We start from the raw sequence: 19,355 nt of genomic DNA on the forward strand, positions 1-19,355 counted from the left end.
GTAAGGGAGGCGGAACAGTGAAAGACAGAAAAACTCTGATCAGCAAGACCTTAAGAGCAAAGATATTTAATATGGTCAGTGTCGGCGTGATAGACGAACCGATCAATAGATTCTATGATTTTTTGAGTATTGCTGCGCTTGTTCTGAATCTTTTTTCAGCATTTGCAATTACATATGATTACATGGAGGAGCACTACAAAGTGCTCCTTCTTGGAATTGAGGCTGTAACTACATTTTTCTTTGCGATTGATTATATCCTAAGGCTCCTTTCATCAAATGAGCTTTATCCCAAGGATAAAGAGTCTGTAGCGCTCAGAAAATATATTTTGTCATTTACGGGTATTATTGATCTGGTATCATTTTTGCCCTATTACCTTTCAGTATTCTTTCCGGTATTCTTTCCGGCGGGAACAGCGGTATTTAAGCTCTTTAGAGTTGCAAGGATACTCAGACTGTTCAGAATAAATTCCTATTACGATCAATTGAATGTTATTACAGAAGTTATAAAAAGAAAGAAGCAACAGCTTATGGCTTCTGTTTTTATTATTTTGATACTTATGATGGCGGCGAGCCTTTGCATGTACAGCGTTGAACATGAAGCACAACCGGAGATGTTCAAAAATGCTTTTTCCGGGATATGGTGGTCTGCATCAACGCTTCTTACTATTGGCTATGGAGATATCTATCCTGTCACGATAATGGGTAAGATCTTTGCGATAATCATTGCCTTTTTGGGAGTCGGCATGGTTGCAATCCCTACAGGTATTATTTCCGCAGGCTTTGTTGAGCAGTTTCAGAGGCTTAAGGATATAGGCGAATTTGCGGAGGAAGAGAATATTCACTTTATCAGGGCTTGGCTTGGAAGCGATGATTTGTGGACGGGGAAAAAGATTGCTGATATAGGACTTCCAAAGGATGTTATGATAGTTGCTGTTCAGCGTGATGACGATACGATCATTCCGCGCGGTGATACGACTCTTTGTGCCAACGATCTTATAGTTTTATGCGCGGAGAAAACCAAAGAGCTTCAGCCTGTAGCAATTAAAGAGATAGTTATAAATGAAGGTCATTCGTGGAATAATAAGGCGATTAAGGATATTGATATTTCCAGACAGTGTTATATCTTTATGGTCAGAAGAGATAATAAAGCCATTATTCCTGACGGAAAACTTGTTATAAAAGCAAATGATGTCGTCTTACTGTATGACAAACATTTGCATAATGAAAATATATAAAAGAGGTTTTTGTAATGTTTAGCTTGGAGACAAAGAAAAAGATACTTGATTCTACGGATCTGTTCGTACTTGATATGGACGGAACATTTTATCTTGAAAATGATATACTTGACGGCTCACTTGATTTTCTGGATTCTGTGAAAAAAGCCGGCAAAAGATATATCTTTTTTACCAATAATTCGTCTACATCTTCGGAGGAATATATCAAAAAGCTGTCACGCATGAATTGCCATATTACGAGCGATATGATAATGACATCGGGAGATGTGATGATAAAATTCCTTCAGACGAAGTATAAGGGGGAATCGGTTTATCTTCTTGGAACGAAGCCTCTGCGAAAGAGCTTTGAAAGTGCCGGTATAAATCTGTATGATGCGAAGGAAGGTATTTCTTCCGATGGGAAAAGAAGTGAGAGACCGGATATCGTGGTTGTTGGATTTGATAAGACTCTTACATATGAGACGCTTACAAATGCCTGCACATATATACGAAACGGAGCGACTTTCCTTGCGACACATCTTGATATAAATTGTCCCGTAAAAGACGGATTTATACCCGATTGCGGGGCTATATGCGCGGCGATAGAGCTTTCTACCGGTGTTAAACCAAGATTCGTAGGAAAGCCTTTTAAAGAGACGGTAGAGATGATAGTTGCTTCTACGGGTGTTACTGCAGAAAAAATAGCATTTGTGGGAGACAGGATTTATACGGATGTTGCGACCGGAGTAAATAACGGTGCGATGGGAGTGCTGGTCCTTACAGGGGAAACAAAAGAATCGGATATTCCGGGATCTGAGGTGCAACCTGATGTTGTATTTGCTTCAATAAAAGAAATGGGTGAATTGTTGGCGGAGTAATTTTTAATTACTTTGCTTAAAAGTTAAAGAGGGCAGAAATCTTACGATTTCTGCCCTCTTTAGAAAAGAGAGAAAAGTGGGGGTTTACTTTGAGGATAGCTTAAACAGTGGTTGTGATTACCTTTAACCACAATGTGATTTTATTTAATTTTTTCCATTATGTCTATGCTTATTAAGCGAATGTGTAATTTTTGCAAGATTTCGTTCATGTTGTTGCATGTTTTAAGTTAATGCTTAAATATAAACTAATCGTGTAATCCTTATATTTCATGGGGATTATCGATATTATAGAAAATTAATTTGAAAAAAATTAGCTTTATGATATAGTTTAAAATAATTGTTTTGAAAGCGAAGGTTTAGTCGTGAGTTACAATAAGAGATATGCCGAATATGAGAGAACCGGAAAACATCGCGCGGCCAGAGCAAGGCGCATGAGGAAAATAGTGCTGACTGCTTTCTTTTCAATCTGTGCAGTGATTATAGGATGTGTGATCTACAGTAATCTCTCTTTTGTACAAGTTAATAAAGCTTTATTGGACGGCAAGAGAAATTGCATCATGGAGGATTATAAAGCTGCGATAGATTCTTATTCCAAGGCTATTGAGCTTGATTCCGGTGCTGTTTCTGCGTATTCAAATATGGCAAATGCGTATCTGAGTATTGATGATAAGGAATCTGCCAAGAAAGTTCTCTATGAGGGATGGGAACGTACCGATAATGCAGCTCTTTTGTCCAATTATCGTGCGGTTATCTTAAATGAGACCGTGGCAGATATGAATGCCAAGAAGACCAGCCTTGATACGGTTTCAACAATTCTTGATGTTCTGGAAAGCGATAAGACAAATAAAGATGCCATAGAACTTTTGTATCAGTCATATCCAAGGCTTTGTTTGAATGCGTCGGGTGATGCGGATACTGTTTTTAGGACAAAACTTTCGACTGAGGGTAAGAGTGATGAGCGCGGCAGCTCTTTTGCAAAGTATGAAGAACTTATAAACAGGATGGTTGCCGTATATGAGGCTTCGCCTGATGAAAGGCTCAGAGAAGCGATTACGGAGTATCTTATTCCGTGGGAAGATTCTTTTACCATGAGTATATCCGACGTTGATTCGTATATAGAACTGTTGAAGAAGGCAGAGAGCGCGCTTGGCGGGACAAATGAGGAAGTTAAGTCGATCAAGGCATGTCTTGATAATTCTAAAGAAGTTCTCGGCATTTTTGATGATATATTTAAACAGCTTGATGTCGGAAACGTAGATGAGCTCAGGAATTTTATTGTTTCAGATGAGTATATTAAGTTAAGGGATCTTTTTCTCAATAAGGGTGAGACACCGCAAGAGAACACGGTGTACGTGCCGATAAGCAGAGAAGCTATAGTCCTTAATTGCAAGGATGGGGCATGGAGCTACAGATTTCTTAATTTTGAAGAAAATCCTACAACGCGCGGAGTTATAACTGTTTGGGCGAATTTCTTTGAGGATGACGGCGTGCAGAGAAATGCCATTTCATATGAGCCTGCTGCGGTGGGAAAAGATATTTATCCGCATACAAAGTATTCTGTCACATATCTTCGAAGCTATATTACATCAGGCAGATCGACAAAGGTTGCCAAGATGAATTACAGGCTTGAGACTGAGATTGAATACAAGGACGGTACAGTCGATAAGACAATCGTTGGAGACTGGGGCGGATCAGATGAGTGGGAAATGGATATTGATACTATAGAGTCGAGGATAAGAGCATAGTGAAAAGTGGCACAAGAGAACCTAAATGCGTGATCATTTCTGCGGGAAGTTTTGTTCCGGTTGATATCAAACTTTATGAAGGAGATTATCTTATAGCTTGCGATGCGGGCTTTGCATATGCTGAGCAACTGGGAATCTTGCCGGATCTTATTGTTGGAGATTTTGATTCGATGGCAGAGCTGGGACCGGGAGTGATGAGGAGCCTTAAGGAAATTGAGGAATCTGATCCGGACAGAGTCATGCGCCTTGATGTGAGAAAAGATGATACGGATACTATAAAAGCTGTCAAGATCGCGCTTTCCAAAGGATATAAGAAGATATATCTTTACGGAGTGCTTGGAGGAGCGCGTTTTGACCACAGTTTTGCCAATGTACAGACTTTGTTGTATATTAAACATAACGGCGGAACGGGATATATCATGGAGCATGATAAGATGCTCATGATAGCTGAGAATGAGACTGTAAAGTTTAACAGGGGAAATACGGGGTATCTTTCAGTTTTTTCAATCACCGAGAAATCATATGATGTCACTTTGAAGGGGCTTGTGTACACGCTTGATAAGGGCACTCTTACAAATGATTTTCCGCTTGGAGTCAGTAACGAGTTTATTGTCGATGAGGAGGCGGAGATATCCGTGGGCAATGGAACACTTCTGATCTGTGTTCATTTTTTTGAAGGAGACAGATGATCGCCTGTTGCTTGTGGTACTCGATATTTGTATGATCTGTTTTCTTGCGAAGTATTTTATTAAAGACTATACGTCGGTCAAAGATGCTAAAGTCAGGCAGCAATACGGCGTACTAAGCGGTGCTGTCGGGATTTTTCTTAATATTATTCTTTTTGTTTCTAAAATGGTTGCGGGATTTATTACCGGTTCCATTTCTATTATGGCGGATGCCTTAAATAATCTGTCGGATGTCGGTTCATCTGTTGTAACTCTTGTGGGCTTCAAGCTTTCGGGGCATGAAGCTGACGAGGAACATCCCTTTGGACATGGGCGAGTTGAATATGTTGCGGGGCTTATCGTGGCGCTTCTTATAGTGCTTATGGGAGTCGAACTTATCAGGACTTCTTTTGGGAAGATATTTAGCCCCGGTGAGATAAGCTTTAGTCCGGTTGTTGCCGGAATTCTTGTTTTTGCAATACTGGTAAAGCTCATTATGTATTTCGGAAACAAAGAAGCGGCGGGAAAAATTGAGAGCCCGGCGCTTAACAATACCGCACTTGACAGTATTTCCGATGTTTTTACCACTTCTGTTGTACTTGTATGTGCGATAATAACGAGCAGGACTGGAATAATGCTTGACGGCTATGTCGGAATACTGGTCGGATTACTTATCGTAAAGACCGGAATTGAGGCGGCTAAAGATACCATTGATCCGCTTCTTGGAGAACCTCCGAGCAAGGAGATGGTAAAAGAAATTGAGGAGACGGTTATTTCTCATGAGAATGTTCTTGGCGTTCACGATCTTGTTATACATAATTACGGACCGACAGGCCTTTTTATGTCGCTTCACGCGGAAGTTGATGCGAGGCTCGATCTCATAACGGTACATGATTTTATCGATGATATCGAGAGTGAGCTAAGGACAAAATACAGCAGCGAAGTTGTGATCCATATGGATCCAGTTGTAATAGGTGATGAGGATACGGAAGAATTTAAGCGTAAGGTAAAGTTCATTGTAAGAGAGCTTGATCCTGTTCTTGATATACATGATTTCAGGTTGATACATTCAAAGGATAAAGAGCGAAGAGTCGCATTTGATTTGAGTGTACCTTACAAATACAATCTCAAGGATTCGGAGATAATCGATTATCTGGTGCAACATATAAGGGGCGTTGAACCGGGAATTGAGTGCGATATCACTATTGATAAGACGGAACGATTGTGATCTGCACAGATTGGAGGAGAAATGTTGGGACTTAAAAAGATTAAAAACGGGTTTGTTGAAATTGTAAAAGAACATCCGGTTTCGGTTATAAGTATGCTTATATCGATGTTTTTTTACAGCATTGTAGTTAGTTGGAATTATCCGGATTTTGTTCTTGAGTGCTTTATTAATTTTTTTGCCTTGTTCTTTTTGATTTTTGCACTCAGTGCTCTTCCGTGTGAGGCATATCGCCTGTATAAACGAAAGAGTGATGCAAATTATTCTTTTAAAGACAAAAAGAATATGATCATAAATATCTCGGTGATGAGTGTAGGCACTGTTCTGAACTTTTTTTCTTCGGGGCTGTATTCATTTAGGGGGCTTAAATATTTTGATGATATAGGTATAGATGATCTGACATATAATCTTTTTGCTGAATATATGTACAGGTTTACTACATGTTTTGTTGTAGCGGCAATATGTGCATCATTGTACTTTTTTCTTAAAAAGAGTGAATGCTCGTTTGAGACCTATACCGCAAAAGCATTTTGTGGTTTGATGAAGGCTGAACTTGTATTTTTGGTAATCTTCATAGGGCTGACGCTTATCATAGGCGCATTCAGTGCACTAATAGTTGAGGTTGATTTTGACATATATGAGCGATTATGGGTGCTTCTTATAGGAGTTGTTCAGTACCCGTGCATTCTTATGGGACTTTCCAAGACAGATGATGAAATCTCCAAGTTTGGGAAGATTATGCTTAATTACGTTCTCACAGGGCTTTTGGCAATCGCGTTTTTGATTATCTATGCTTATATAGTTAAGACAATCATAAAATGGAAATTCCCGTTGTATATGGTATTTGGCATTCTTACGACGCTCTTTTGTTTTGGCGTTTTTATCTGGACAATGGCGCAGGGCATATGCGAAGACAATTTGAGAAAGTTTTTCAGGATAATGCCACTTCTTTTTATCCCTTGTATAGTTATGGAGATTTTGAGTCTTGGAAGACAGATTCATATATATGGTCTTACGCTCGCAAGATACGCGGGAATTGCGGCTATTGTGTTTGAGATTGCTTATTTTGTATTGTATGTTTACAACATGAAAAAAGAAAAGAATGCAATGTCGGTTGTGTTTGGAATAATCGTTGCGGTTGCTTGTGTTTCGCTTTTGGCTCCGGGAATAAATGCATATTCTGCAGTTATTGCATCGCATAAAGGGAAACTTATGAAATATCTTGCAAATGAAGATATTGCTTCGTATCATGCAGCTTGTGAGGCATACAGAACAATCGCGTATTCGTGCGGAGCTGTGGGTGAAAATTATATAGATAAAAAACTTAGCGTTGAACAAAAAGAGAAGATGATCGAACTTGCGGGCGATGATGCTGATGATAAAAATGAGTACTTTCACGCTAGTGCATCAAGAAATACAAAGAAGTCTGTCGATATTTCCGGAAGTTATGAGAAAATGTATAATGCATATGTTTATAAAACAGGTGATGAATGCAAAGATGATTCTTATGTGTTTGAAGTATATGACGGCGAATACGGAGATGATAATAATGAGATGATAGGAACAGTTGATCTTACAGCGATTATTACTGAACTGGTGAAATTAGATGAGTATGGAGAGGATGATAAGAAAGCTGCTATCATAGATGCACCTTTAGATCTTAATGAAGGCGGTAAGCTGATTATTGAATATATACATATCGAGGGTACAAAGGTTAAGGATGACAACCGTGATATTGATGAGATCAGTTTGCATGGATATGTGCTTAAATGATAGTGGCATTTTTCGTTAGTTTCTTTTCAAAAACGTAAAATAACCCATCTTGTCATTTTGGTGTTGTTTGAGATATACTATCCAAGGAAAAAATTAATTTATTAGTATTTTAATCGCATTAAGCGTAGATATGGAGGAATATATAAATGAAAGGTTCAAAGCCAACAGTTCTTTTGATTCTTGACGGATACGGAATCAACCCCAATCCTGAGGGAAATGCTATTGCAATGGCAAAGACTCCTGTTATGGATTCACTTATGAAGGAGTATCCTTTTGTACAGGGAAATGCCAGCGGACTTGCTGTAGGACTTCCTGATGGTCAGATGGGTAACTCAGAGGTTGGACACATGAATATGGGTGCCGGCAGAATCGTTTACCAGGAACTTACAAGAATCACAAAGTCTATCGAGGATGGCGATTTCTTTACAAATGAAGGCCTTATGGCTGCAATCAATAATTGCAAGGCTAATAACTCAGCTCTTCATATGTACGGACTTGTTTCAGACGGTGGTGTACACAGCCACATTACACATATTTACGGACTTCTTGAGCTTGCTAAGAAGAACGGACTTGATAAGGTTTATGTTCACTGCTTCCTTGACGGAAGAGATACTCCTCCGGAGAGCGGAATCGATTTCGTTCAGCAGCTTGAAGATAAGATGAAAGAGCTTGGTGTTGGCCAGATAGCTTCTATTTCAGGCCGTTACTATGCTATGGACAGAGATAATAACTATGACCGTGTTGAGTTTGCTTACAACGCTCTTACAAAGGGTGAAGGAAATAAGGCAGACAGCGCACATGAGTGCATGGTTCAGACATATAAGGATGGCAAGACAGATGAGTTCGTTATTCCTACAGTTATCATGAAGAACGGCGAGCCTGTTGCTACAGTTAAGGATAAGGATTCGATCATCTTCTTTAACTTCCGTCCCGACAGAGCAAGAGAGATCACACATTGCTTCTGTGATGATGATTTTGATAAGTTTAACAGAGGAAAGAGACTTGACGTAACTTACGTTTGCTTCACAGATTACGATCCTCTTATTCCTAACAAAGAAGTTGCATTTAAGAAGGTTCTTCTTACAAATACATTCGGTGAGTGGCTTGCTGCTAAGGGACTTAAGCAGGCACGTATCGCTGAGACAGAGAAGTATGCTCACGTAACATTCTTCTTTAACGGCGGTGTTGAGCAGCCTAACGAGGGCGAAGACAGAGTTCTTGTAAACAGCCCTAAGGATGTTCCTACATATGACCTTAAGCCTCAGATGAGCGCTCCTGAAGTTTGCGAGAAGATTCTTGATGCTATCAACTCACAGAAATATGATGTTGTAGTAGCTAACTTCGCTAACCCTGACATGGTAGGACACACAGGTGTTATCCCTGCTGCAGTTCAGGCTATCGAGACAGTTGATGAGTGCGTTGGCAAGATCGTTGAAGCTGTTAAAGCAACAAACGGAACAATGTTCATCTGCGCAGATCATGGTAATGCAGATATGATGATCGATTACGAGACAGGTGAGCCTTGGACAGCTCATACAACAAATCCTGTTCCTTTCATCCTTGTAAATTACGATTCTGCGTACACTCTCAGAGAGGGTGGATGCCTTGCAGATATAATTCCTACACTTATCGAGTGCATGGGAGAGAAGCAGCCTGAGGAAATGACAGGAAAGTCTTTATTGATAAAAAAGTGATAATATGATAAAGTAATATTTGTTCGCTAACTGCGAGTATCGAAGTTTCATGTTGGCGGAGTATGTAAATTTCAGTAATATGTACTGGGAGGGCTATTTTGTGAATACATTAGATTACGTATTCGGTGTAATTTTTATATTGATCAGTGCCACTTTGGTTGTACTTGTTCTTCTTCAGGAAGGCAAGAGTCAGGGACTTGGGGCTATTCAAGGTTCAGTAGAGAATACATACTGGGGCAAGAATAAGGGACGTTCCACAGAAGGAGTTATGAAGAGAGTAACAGTTATTCTTTCTGTACTGTTTGTTTTATTAAGTCTCTTTCTTGACATGAATATTATTTAATGGATTTCGGGCACTCTATTAGGTTAGAGTGCCTTATTTCATTAAACGGAGAAATTTATTTGGCATAATATTGCGGAGCATAAGTATGAGCAAGGGGAAAAAGCTTAAAAGAATAGAAGAGAGCGTATACGGCGGAAGCAAGAAGAAATCCGCCGAGCTTGTTGTAGGTAAATTTATATCGAATGCAAGAGGATTCGGTTTTGTCAGCGTTGATGATATGGATGAGGATATTTTTATACCCGAAGAATATGTACACGGCGCTTATCATTCCGATACCGTGGAAGTTGAGCTCCTTAAAGAGCAGACAGGCAGGAGAAAAGAAGGACGCATCAGAAATATTCTCGTAAGAGGTATTGAAGAGATAGTCGGAACATACCAGGCTGAGAAGAACTTCGGCTTTGTTATTCCCGACAGTGACAAGTTTGCCAGCGACATTTTTATCCCCATTGAGCATCATAATAAAGCTGTTACCGGTGATAAGGTCCTTGTTAAACTGACGGACTACGGCAATATTGCAAAGAGACAAAAGCCCGAGGGCAAGGTCCTTGAGATAATCGGAAATATAAACGATCCGGGTGTCGATATTCTTTCTATCGTTAAGAATAACGGTATACCTTACGAGTTTCCCGAGAAAGTTATCAATCAGGCCAATAAGTGTCCTGACTTTGTGAGTGAAGCTGATATGTATGGCAGAGAGGATCTTAGAGACCTCACGATGGTGACTATTGACGGTGAGGATGCCAAGGATCTTGATGATGCGGTAAGTCTTTACATAGATGATGAGGGACTTTATCACCTGGGAGTCCATATAGCCGATGTTTCCAATTATGTACAGGAGAGCTCTGCGCTTGACAGAGAGGCGCTTAAGCGAGGCACCAGTGTTTATCTTGTTGACAGGGTTATACCGATGCTTCCTCACAGGCTCTCAAATGGTATATGTTCTTTGAATCATGGCGAGGACAGGCTTGCACTCAGCTGCCTTATGACAATTGATAAGAACGGCGGAATCGTAGATCATAATATTGTTGAGTCTGTAATTAATGTAAATGAGAGGATGTCATATACATCTGTTGCCAAGATTCTTGAAGATGAAGATGAAGAAGAGATTGCCAAGTACAAAGATCTTGTTCCGATGTTTAAGGATATGGCGGTTCTTTCGGGCATCCTTAGAAAAAAGCGCGAGAAGAAAGGCGCTATAGATTTTGATTTTCCTGAGTCCAAGATTCTTCTTGATGCTGACGGGAATCCTACAGATATAGTTTTGCGTGAGAGAAATACTGCGACAAAGCTTATCGAAGATTTTATGCTTGCGGCAAATCAGACTGTTGCGGAACATTTTTATTTTATGCAGAGTCCTTTTGTCTATCGTATACACGAGCAGCCCGATCCGGAGAAAATCGCTACTCTTTCTGTGTTTGTAAATAACTTCGGCTTCCATATCAGAACCAGGAGGGATGAGGGCGTAAGACCAAAAGAGATCCAGAAGCTCTTAAAGGGAATCGAGGGAACCAAGGAAGAAGCGGTTGTAAGCAGAATGACTTTAAGAAGTATGATGCAGGCCAAGTACAGCACTGATTGTACGGGGCATTTCGGACTTGCATTTGATTACTATTGCCATTTTACTTCTCCTATCAGAAGATATCCCGATCTTCAGATACATAGAATTATTAAGGACCATCTTCGCGGCAGGATGAATGAAGCGAAGGCGTCTCACTACGAGGAGATTCTTGATGAAGTTGCAAAACATTCGTCGGAGACCGAGAGAAGGGCCGAAGAGGCTGAACGTGAGACCGAAAAGCTCAAAAAAGCCCAGTATATGGAGAATCATATAGGTGAGAAGTTTGAAGGTGTCATTTCAGGCGTTACCCAGTGGGGAATGTTTGTTGAACTTGATAATTCCTGTGAGGGTATGATACGTGCGGCTTCTATGGAAGATGATTTCTATGTGTACGATGAAGCTTCGATGAAACTTGTAGGCGAGAGATATCACAAAGAGTACACTCTCGGAATGAAGGTCATGATCCGTGTTCTCGGAGCTGACAGGATTACCAAGACAATAGATTTCATGCTGATAGATCCGGGTAGTGATGAAGAAGATTTTTATCCTATGGGAGATCGCTTTGTTCCGAAGGCTAGGAAAATAGCCGAGGATAAAGCAAGGAAGATCAGAAAACTCAGCGAAGCTGCCGAGAATAAAGACGAAGATGCAGACTGTTCCGAGGATGAGCTTAAAACTTTAGAAGATTCCGCAAAAGAGAGAGTCAGAAAAAGACTCGTTGAATATGCAGGTAAGCTTATAGATATTAATGAATATGAGCCCGATCCCAGGACAGGAGAGCCACAGCCAAAGCACAGGAAAGGTTCAAAATCCGGAAGAGGTGTCTCGGCCAAGACTTCACGTTCCGGTAGAAAAAAGTCCGATGATAAGGGTGATAAGAAAAAATCCACCCGCAAGGTCTACAAGGTTCATAAATACAAGAAGTCTGCCACGAGCAAGGCGGCAAGAAGCGCTCAGGGCAAAGGAAAAAGAAGAAAATAAAAAGGAATCATTATGGCAGAAGATAAGGCAAGAAAGCTGGTAGCCAATAATAAAAAGGCATATCATGATTATTTTATAGAAGAAAAATACGAGGCAGGTATTGAGCTGTTCGGAACTGAGGTTAAGTCAATCCGTCAGGGAAAGTGCAGTATAAAAGAAGCCTGGATCAGCATTGATAAAGGCGAAGCTTTTATCATGGGAATGAATATCACTCCGTACGAGAAGGGTAATATCTTTAATAAGGATCCCCTTAGGGTTAAGAAGCTTCTTTTGCATAAAACTGAGATCAGAAAGCTTGATCAGCAGAAGATGGTTCAGGGATATACTCTTGTTCCGCTTGAAGTTTATTTTAAGAACGGAAGAGTTAAGGTAGAGATAGGACTTGCCAAAGGTAAAAAGCTGTATGATAAGCGTGCCGACATGGCCAAGAAAGACCAGCAGAGAGAAGCAGAAAAAGAATTCAAGATGAGATTTAAGTGATAAAGCTGTTGAAAAAAGGCTTATCAGACGATATACTTAATAAGCAATAAGAGCCAAAGGCTCTTTGCATATAATTGAATAAGGGTTAGTAAAGGTTTCGACAGGGATTTTGAAGCTGGAGAAGCTATCCGCGGGATGGTGCGTTAAACCTCAAATTAAAATTAAACGCTAACGATAATTTAGCATACGCTGCCTAAGTGCAGCCCGTCGACCCGGGTACACCTACATATCCGGTAATCGGCGTCAAAACTTGTAGGAAACGACACAGCTTAAGCTTTGCGGTTGTGGTCGTATCATGAAGCTACCGATTGCTTACGGTTGTCAATTACTGCAGGCATGAGGGAACAGGGATGCAGAATCCCGCAATAATTGACTATGATAGTAGAAGTACAGGGGATGAATTTTTGGACACGGGTTCGACTCCCGTCTAATCCATAGTTAAATTGACACGTAAATACTGAGATTCTTCAGAAATTTGCGTGTCATTTTTGTATCATACGAAGAAATTGTGTAAAGGTATAACAGAAAGGCAATCATATGAGGCGATTAACATCAATAGTTTTAGCGTGCGTGATGGCAACGGGAGTGGCATGCAATAATGTCGGGCATGTAGAAGCAAAGGAGTCGGTAGAATCTATAGTTGAGGGAATGTCTGTAGAGCAGAAGCTGTCCCAGATGATCATCCCTTCATTCAGAACATGGAATGATCAGGATCTGACGGCTTTGAATTCTGAGATTACTTTAGCTTTAAAGAAATATGATTTTGGCGGAGTGATCCTTTTTTCTCAGAATACGAAGAATGCGACTCAGACAACAAAACTGATAAATAATATTCAGAAGGCACACCTAAGCGGCGGCTTTAAATCCAGGATGTTTGTTGCAGTGGATCAGGAAGGCGGAAGAGTTACACGTTTGAAGACAGGTACACAGATGCCCGGAAACATGGCACTTGCCGCTACGGGTGATGCTTTCAATGCTTATAAAGCTGCGAATGTTATCGGCGAAGAGTTGGCGGCGCAGGGCTTTAATCTTGATTTTGCACCGGTTGTCGATGTGAACAGTAATCCTGCAAATCCGGTAATAGGTGTCAGATCTTTTTCCGAGGATCCGAGCGTGGTGGTTCAGTTTGGCACTCAATATGTAAATGGTCTTCACAGTCAGAAAGTGATGACCTGCCTTAAACATTTTCCGGGACACGGCGATACGGCTGTTGACAGCCACACGGGACTTCCGAAGGTTGATAAGACTTATGAGGAATTGATGAAAACAGAGCTTGTTCCGTATGCTTCACTTGCTACGTCTTCTGACTTCATAATGACTGCGCATATTCAGTATCCTCAGATAGAAAAAGAGATGAGTGTTTCCAAGACTTCAGGGCAAAAGATTTATCTGCCTGCGACTCTGTCTAAGAAGTTTCTGACGGAGATATTACGAGGAAAGCTTGGATATCAGGGGCTTATCATTACAGATTCTATGGAGATGGATGCTATCTCAACTAATTTTGATAAGCTGGATGCTTCTGTCAGGGCAATAAATGCAGGGGCGGATATTCTTTTGATGCCGGTAGGTCTAACTTCTGCCAAGAATCTGAAGGAACTTGATACATATATTGAATCTCTCGCAGCTAAGGTAAGAAGCGGAGAGATACCGGAAACTCGATTAAATGAATCTGTTACAAGAATTCTTAGGACTAAGGATAAATACGGGCTTTTGGAACTTACGGGAGAAGCTTCTCCTCAAAAGGCTATGGGTGTAGTCGGTTCAAAACAGCACAGAGCCGTTGAATGGGAGATTACAAATGCAGCTGTTAAGTATGCGAAAAATGACGGAGTATGTCCGATTGAAAAAAGCAGTAAGGTAGTTATTTTTTATTCTAAGAAAGATGAATTATCTGCAATCAAGTCGGGGATCAAACAGGCCGGTGCGAAATCGGTCAATTATGTAAGCTGTGAGAACGGCGTGGATGCATCCGCGGATTCCGCCATTCAAAATGCTGATGTAATAATATGCATCTCAAGCTGTGCAACAGGTGAGGAGCTTAAAAATACGGCAAATATAAATGCATTGATCGGCAAAGCAAAGACGCATGGCAAAAAGAGCCTGGTGCTCAGTACGAATCTTCCGTATGACCTTGCAAACTATAATAATTCAGACGCGCTTGTAGCTTCCTATGGGCCGGGAATCAACGTGATCGCGGCGATATATAAATTGTTTATTCAAAAAAATAACTAAATTACTAAGTGCCCAACTTAATTTAGTATTCTTGACTAATTAACTACGTCCATATAAAATCAATTTATTCTGATAGAGAGAAGAAGGAATTGAGATGAGCGTTAGTAAAAAGAGAATAGTAGTAAAAGTTGGAACATCTACGATAACGAATGACAGCGGAAATGTTGATATTCGTTCACTTGATCATCTGTGCAGAGCGCTTTCCGGCGTAGAGAATCTTGGATACGATCTTGTACTTGTATCTTCGGGAGCAATCGCTGTCGGCGCCGGTAAGATGCGACTTGCACAGAAACCTAAAGAGATCAGACTTAAGCAGGCTGCGGCTGCAGTTGGACAGACCGAGCTCATGCATCTTTATGATAAATTCTTTGGCGAATATAACAGGATGGTCGGGCAGATATTGCTTGATAATGCGGATTTTAGCGATCCTGTCAGAAGTCAGAATCTTAAGAACACATTCGATGCGCTTCTTGAGAATCATATTATTCCAATAGTAAATGAAAATGATTCGGTAAGCCATGCGGAGATTGAATCTGAAAAGAAGCTCTTCTCCGATAATGACATGCTTTCTGCTCTTGTTGCTATTTTCTGTAACGCGAGTAAGCTTATCATCTTTTCGGATATTGATGGTCTTTATGACGGCAATCCGAATACAGATCCCAATGCTAAGCTTATCAGCAGAGTAGAGGAAATTACCGATGAACTCAGAAGTGTTGCATCAGGTTCGGGTTCCAACAGAGGAACCGGCGGGATGATAACTAAGTTAGAGGCTGCTGAACTTGCGACATCACATGGAATTGACGTGCTTGTCACCAATGGAAAAAATCCTGAGAAACTATATGATATAATTGAAAAAAAGAAAGTTGGAACACTTTTTGTCGCAAAAGAATAACAATGAATTGTAAACGCAATAGCATTTTTTTATCTTTTTTATGGCAAATATTCGCATAAATATATGAAATATTTACGATTTATATTAAGTTTACTTGCCTTTAAAAATTAATAATAATATTATTAAGTAAAGTATTGTGCTTTATTACATCATTGTTTTTTTTCATCATTGGAGGTTTTTATGGGACAAAAAAGAAAGAGCGGAGTTAAGTGGTTTCATTCCATTTTATTCCAGGTTATTGCTGTAAATATTGTGATGACGGTCGTTTTTCTGGCAGTTATGATTACAACAATGGATTCGCTTGATAATTCTGTTAATATGTCTTCGGAACTTATGACTTACATCGCAAGCGCAAACAATTATGAGGGTAAGGTATCTTCAAAGGTTTACTATCTTTATTCACAACCTTTTGTTTATATCTATGCCAGCAAAGATTCCAAAGACCAGATTAAAGTAGATGTTGAACAGAACACTGCAAGTCTTAAGGAGTCAATGTCCGGACTTATGACTGTACTTGGATCAAATACAAGCGAGTATTCTGTGAATGCACTTTCAATTGCTCAGCAGCTTCAAGCCAGCATTGATACATATATAATCGATCTTGATGATGCTTTTGCATTTGCTACAAAAGGACAGGGCGCTCAGTGCGCTGACAAGATGGAACATCAGGTTAAGGATGATATGGCTGAAGTTGAGCAGAACCTTACAAGTCTTAGCGCAGCTGTTGAACAGATTGCCATCGGTTCAATAAATGAGATGATCACTATGAGAAACGGGGCACTTGCCAAGTCTATCGTCGGATTGGTTATCTTTATTATCTGTATTATTGCAACATTTGTTTTGAACTACTTCCTTATTGTTCGTAAGATCAGTTCAATTTCTAACGAAGTTAACAGGATTATCGATGAGATTGATAAGGGACAGGGAGACCTTACTTCCAGAATTATGACAAGTGTTGATTCCGAGCTTATGTATTTCAAGAAAGGATTCAACAGATTCATTGAGACACTTCAGAATATCATGCGTGAAGTTAAGGAAGGTACAACCGTACTTTCAACATCCGAAGAAGAAGTGGCTTTGAAGATCCAGAAAGCAAATGATAACGTAACAAATACATCTGCCGCTCTTGAAGAGCTTTCTGCAAGTATGGATAACGTTTCACATACAGCAAACAAGATGACTGAGAAGCTTGAAGATGTTAAGCGTGCGACTCAGAGCATCAACGATGAAGTATATGAGGGACAGGAAACAGCTGCCGGAATCAAGATTGAAGCTTCAGCTGTTCGTGCAGAAGCTAATCAGAAGAAGAGCAATACCGGTGTTAAGATGGAAGAACTCAGTAAAGTTCTTGAGCTGTCTGTTAAAGAGAGTGAGCAGGTTAACCAGATTGGCGAACTTACAAATGTCATTCTCGATATTGCATCACAGACTAACCTCCTTGCACTTAATGCAAGTATAGAGGCTGCAAGAGCCGGTGAAGCCGGAAAGGGATTTGCGGTTGTTGCTGAAGAAATCAGTTCCCTTGCTGAGAACAGCAGACAGACAGCCGGAAATATTCAGGCAATCAGCCAGAACGTTACAGGTGCGGTTAAGGATCTTTCGGATAACGCACTTCAGGTTCTTGATTTTATCAATACAACAGTTCTTTCCGACTATGACTCATTTGTAGAGATAGGTGAGAAGTACGGAAATACAGCTACTATTATTGACGGTATTCTTAGCAAGTTTAGTGCCAAGGCTGATAATCTCAATAATATCATGGCTGAGATGGCATCCTCTGTAACATCAATCAGCGAATCGGTTAAGGAGAGTACAGTTGCCATCAATACATCAGCATCTAACTCGACCGAGATTGTAGGTGAGATGCAGGGAATCGGAGAAGCTATGGATAATAACAATCGTGTTACCAACCAGCTTTCCAACAGCACAAAGCAGTTTGTTAATCTGTAATCTGTTATATAATATACGGAGAATTAAGAGCATGGCTAACGATACGAGTCATGCTCTTTCTATTGTTTGAATAATGGATTACAATACTGGTATTTTATAATTATACAAAACTGCATATTTATATGATACCAGCGTGGCGTTATCATTAGAGGGTATTACAGAAGAAAATATGCAGACAAGAGAGGATACATAATGAGAGTAGCAGCAATCAACGATCTTTCCGGCTTGGGAAGATGCTCACTTGCGGTTGATCTGTCGGTTTTTCCTGCAATGGGGATTGAAACATGTGCGGTGCCGACTGCAGTGTTGAGCGGTCAGACAGGCTTTGAATCATATTACTGCAAAGATCTTACGGGGGTTATTTCGGAATACACGGCAAAATATAAGGAACAGAATATTTATTTCGACGGCATTATAACCGGGTTTATGCTAAGTGAAACACAAGCGGAAAATTCGCTTGAATTCATAAAAACATTTAAGACAGAGGATACGCTTATTCTTGTCGATCCTGTGCTTGGCGATGATGGAAAGAGATATGTGAATTTCTCGGACGGGCTTCTTGGCGTAATGAAAAAAATGGTGAAAGAAGCCGATATCATCACTCCCAATATGACGGAGTTATGCCTCCTTGCAGATATCGATCCCGAAAAACCACGTGAGTTTGAAGGAAAAGAACTTATAGATTTTGTTATTGAAGCCGGAAAAAGAGTTCGTGGAAGCAGTAAGCAGATAATTGCTGTTACAGGGATTCCTTTAAAAGAAGAACATGAAGTCGGAAATCTTGTGATCACAGATTTGGAGAGTGTTCTTATTAAGGCTCACACAAACGGAGTACATTATTCGGGAACGGGAGATCTTTTTGCGGCAGTTCTTTTGGGAGGACTTCTTAATGGCAAAGATATTGCATCAGTAACAAAGCTTGCGGGAGATTTTATACGTGCTTCCGTTGAGGAGACGGAGAAAATCGGAAGTTCCGGAAATGATGGAATTGCTTTTGAGAGAAATCTCGGAATGCTTATATCATGATAAATAAAAACGGTGTAAGGAGATGTTGTTGTCTCTTTACACCGTATTTTTGTCTTATTTGCAAAACAAGTCATTTATTGGTTTGATCAAGGATTTTCATGGTATTTGTCATAGATTTCCGTGAGATAGGTCTTTACGATCTGGATGTTAGACATCTTGCGAAGATCCAGATTTCCCATGAGAACAGCAATCTCATCGGCGAGTAAAAGCATGTTGTAGATTGTAAGCTTGAACTCATCTCTTGTAAGTTCGTCTATGTTTATTTCCATGAGAGGAGCGCCGAGCTTAAGAGTTACGTTTTCATCGGCAATTCCTGTTAACATGATTCTTGTAGTCGGATCAAAATTTACATATAAAAGAAGCTTTTCTTTTTCGTGTTTTTTGAGAGTGATAGCGGTCTGATGTGAAGCTTCCATCCATTCATAAAGATCGGTTTCATCGGGGTTCATAAGATACTTAGTGAGTTCTTCCTTATGCTTTTCTATGTATTGCATGTATTTGCCGGCGTTAGGACCTGTGTATGCAAGCTCTACTTTAACCCCGTTGTCTGTTCTGACAAGTCTGCACTTTTCGGCAACCTCTTTGAGTTTCAATGTTGTTTCTGTGGCGCCGACCATCTTGAAAGTGCCTGTTTCTAACTCCTGTTTAAATTCCATTTTTATCTCCTTTACGCAAAACTACAATAACGTAAGTATAGCA

The 19,355-nt window shown here is 40.2% G+C and carries 14 protein-coding genes, 1 other RNA gene and 1 pseudogene; 15 read left to right on the forward strand and 1 reads right to left on the reverse strand.

Going from position 1 to position 19,355, the window contains the following annotated elements; translation table 11 throughout:
- Positions 1 to 17: 17 nt before the first annotated feature.
- From T356_RS0100450 to T356_RS0100515, 15 genes and pseudogenes are all read left to right on the forward strand, one after another.
- On the forward strand, positions 18 to 1,235 hold the full coding sequence (locus T356_RS0100450) for an ion transporter (RefSeq protein WP_051563046.1): 1,218 nt from the start codon (positions 18 to 20) through the stop codon (positions 1,233 to 1,235).
- A 14-nt stretch (positions 1,236 to 1,249) separates the two neighbouring features.
- On the forward strand, positions 1,250 to 2,092 hold the full coding sequence (locus T356_RS0100455) for an HAD-IIA family hydrolase (RefSeq protein ID WP_035780052.1): 843 nt from the start codon (positions 1,250 to 1,252) through the stop codon (positions 2,090 to 2,092).
- 362 nt (positions 2,093 to 2,454) lie between these two features.
- On the forward strand, positions 2,455 to 3,837 hold the full coding sequence (locus tag T356_RS0100460; protein WP_026512782.1) for a tetratricopeptide repeat protein: 1,383 nt from the start codon (positions 2,455 to 2,457) through the stop codon (positions 3,835 to 3,837).
- Positions 3,837 to 4,526: a thiamine diphosphokinase gene (locus T356_RS17890; RefSeq protein ID WP_197020861.1), complete on the forward strand. Its 690-nt coding sequence runs from the start codon at positions 3,837 to 3,839 to the stop codon at positions 4,524 to 4,526. The genes T356_RS0100460 and T356_RS17890 overlap by 1 nt, the downstream gene beginning before the upstream one ends.
- A gap of 31 nt (positions 4,527 to 4,557) precedes the next feature.
- Positions 4,558 to 5,730 (forward strand): cation diffusion facilitator family transporter, encoded by a 1,173-nt coding sequence (locus T356_RS17895; protein WP_051563069.1) that lies wholly within the window; start codon positions 4,558 to 4,560, stop codon positions 5,728 to 5,730.
- Positions 5,731 to 5,751: 21 nt separating this feature from the next.
- Entirely contained in the window at positions 5,752 to 7,500 is a 1,749-nt protein-coding gene (locus T356_RS0100475; protein ID WP_026512783.1) for a DUF4153 domain-containing protein, read from the forward strand.
- 146 nt (positions 7,501 to 7,646) lie between these two features.
- On the forward strand, positions 7,647 to 9,194 hold the full coding sequence (gene gpmI / locus T356_RS0100480; RefSeq protein WP_026512784.1) for a 2,3-bisphosphoglycerate-independent phosphoglycerate mutase: 1,548 nt from the start codon (positions 7,647 to 7,649) through the stop codon (positions 9,192 to 9,194).
- 100 nt (positions 9,195 to 9,294) lie between these two features.
- Positions 9,295 to 9,537 carry a preprotein translocase subunit SecG gene (secG, locus tag T356_RS0100485; RefSeq protein WP_026512785.1) on the forward strand — a complete coding sequence of 81 codons (243 nt, stop codon included), beginning with the start codon at positions 9,295 to 9,297 and terminating at the stop codon, positions 9,535 to 9,537.
- 28 nt (positions 9,538 to 9,565) lie between these two features.
- Positions 9,566 to 11,629 (forward strand): annotated as a pseudogene (gene rnr, locus T356_RS17900) (ribonuclease R); the annotation flags it as partial.
- Between the two features lie 459 nt (positions 11,630 to 12,088).
- A complete protein-coding gene (gene smpB / locus T356_RS0100495) occupies positions 12,089 to 12,556 on the forward strand; it encodes an SsrA-binding protein SmpB (RefSeq protein WP_026512786.1) in 468 nt (155 codons plus the stop codon).
- An 82-nt stretch (positions 12,557 to 12,638) separates the two neighbouring features.
- Positions 12,639 to 12,994, forward strand: a transfer-messenger RNA (tmRNA) gene (gene ssrA, locus T356_RS20700).
- A 99-nt stretch (positions 12,995 to 13,093) separates the two neighbouring features.
- Positions 13,094 to 14,788: a glycoside hydrolase family 3 protein gene (locus T356_RS17905; RefSeq protein ID WP_081777698.1), complete on the forward strand. Its 1,695-nt coding sequence runs from the start codon at positions 13,094 to 13,096 to the stop codon at positions 14,786 to 14,788.
- A gap of 94 nt (positions 14,789 to 14,882) precedes the next feature.
- Positions 14,883 to 15,680 carry a glutamate 5-kinase gene (gene proB, locus T356_RS0100505; protein WP_026512787.1) on the forward strand — a complete coding sequence of 266 codons (798 nt, stop codon included), beginning with the start codon at positions 14,883 to 14,885 and terminating at the stop codon, positions 15,678 to 15,680.
- 180 nt (positions 15,681 to 15,860) lie between these two features.
- The gene (locus T356_RS0100510) at positions 15,861 to 17,630 is read left to right on the forward strand and encodes a methyl-accepting chemotaxis protein (protein ID WP_026512788.1); all 1,770 of its coding nucleotides are present in this window, start codon (positions 15,861 to 15,863) and stop codon (positions 17,628 to 17,630) included.
- Positions 17,631 to 17,822: 192 nt separating this feature from the next.
- The gene (locus T356_RS0100515) at positions 17,823 to 18,656 is read left to right on the forward strand and encodes a bifunctional hydroxymethylpyrimidine kinase/phosphomethylpyrimidine kinase (RefSeq protein ID WP_035780057.1); all 834 of its coding nucleotides are present in this window, start codon (positions 17,823 to 17,825) and stop codon (positions 18,654 to 18,656) included.
- Between the two features lie 86 nt (positions 18,657 to 18,742).
- On the opposite strand, the gene T356_RS0100520 is transcribed toward T356_RS0100515, so the two are convergent.
- Positions 18,743 to 19,312, reverse strand: coding sequence for a hypothetical protein (locus T356_RS0100520; RefSeq protein ID WP_026512790.1), 570 nt, complete (start codon positions 19,310 to 19,312; stop codon positions 18,743 to 18,745).
- Between the last annotated feature and the right edge of the window lie 43 nt (positions 19,313 to 19,355).

Origin of the sequence: Butyrivibrio sp. LB2008, from assembly GCF_000621565.1 — a bacterium.
In the GTDB taxonomy this organism is placed as follows: domain Bacteria; phylum Bacillota; class Clostridia; order Lachnospirales; family Lachnospiraceae; genus Butyrivibrio.

Coding starts and splice junctions, on each gene's coding strand:
- T356_RS0100455 (WP_035780052.1), top strand. CDS start 1,250: ATGTTTAGCTTGGAGACAAAGAAAAAGATACTTGATTCTACGGATCTG.
- T356_RS17895 (WP_051563069.1), top strand. CDS start 4,558: ATGATCTGTTTTCTTGCGAAGTATTTTATTAAAGACTATACGTCGGTC.
- T356_RS0100475 (WP_026512783.1), top strand. CDS start 5,752: ATGTTGGGACTTAAAAAGATTAAAAACGGGTTTGTTGAAATTGTAAAA.
- gpmI (WP_026512784.1), top strand. CDS start 7,647: ATGAAAGGTTCAAAGCCAACAGTTCTTTTGATTCTTGACGGATACGGA.
- smpB (WP_026512786.1), top strand. CDS start 12,089: ATGGCAGAAGATAAGGCAAGAAAGCTGGTAGCCAATAATAAAAAGGCA.
- T356_RS17905 (WP_081777698.1), top strand. CDS start 13,094: ATGAGGCGATTAACATCAATAGTTTTAGCGTGCGTGATGGCAACGGGA.
- proB (WP_026512787.1), top strand. CDS start 14,883: ATGAGCGTTAGTAAAAAGAGAATAGTAGTAAAAGTTGGAACATCTACG.
- T356_RS0100510 (WP_026512788.1), top strand. CDS start 15,861: ATGGGACAAAAAAGAAAGAGCGGAGTTAAGTGGTTTCATTCCATTTTA.
- T356_RS0100515 (WP_035780057.1), top strand. CDS start 17,823: ATGAGAGTAGCAGCAATCAACGATCTTTCCGGCTTGGGAAGATGCTCA.
- T356_RS0100520 (WP_026512790.1), bottom strand. CDS start 19,312: ATGGAATTTAAACAGGAGTTAGAAACAGGCACTTTCAAGATGGTCGGC.